Annotated in this window: 1 rRNA gene; it reads left to right on the top strand. The window is 57.2% G+C overall.

Going from position 1 to position 341, the window contains the following annotated elements:
- Positions 1-341: ribosomal RNA gene (locus tag SB679_RS23455) — 23S ribosomal RNA — on the top strand; the annotation flags it as partial.

Below are 341 nucleotides of genomic sequence, written 5' to 3'. Positions count from 1 at the left end.
CCCAAAGGTTCCCTCAGAATGGTCGGAAATCATTCGTAGAGTGTAAAGGCAGAAGGGAGCTTGACTGCGAGACCTACAAGTCGAGCAGGGACGAAAGTCGGGCTTAGTGATCCGGTGGTTCCGCATGGAAGGGCCATCGCTCAACGGATAAAAGCTACCCCGGGGATAACAGGCTTATCTCCCCCAAGAGTCCACATCGACGGGGAGGTTTGGCACCTCGATGTCGGCTCATCGCATCCTGGGGCTGTAGTCGGTCCCAAGGGTTGGGCTGTTCGCCCATTAAAGCGGTACGCGAGCTGGGTTCAGAACGTCGTGAGACAGTTCGGTCCCTATCCGTCGCG

The organism is Chryseobacterium sp. SIMBA_029 (genome assembly GCF_046535275.1).
Taxonomy (GTDB): domain Bacteria; phylum Bacteroidota; class Bacteroidia; order Flavobacteriales; family Weeksellaceae; genus Chryseobacterium.
Note: the sequence above shows the minus strand (reverse complement) of the source record. Positions and strands in the feature narration are given on the sequence as shown.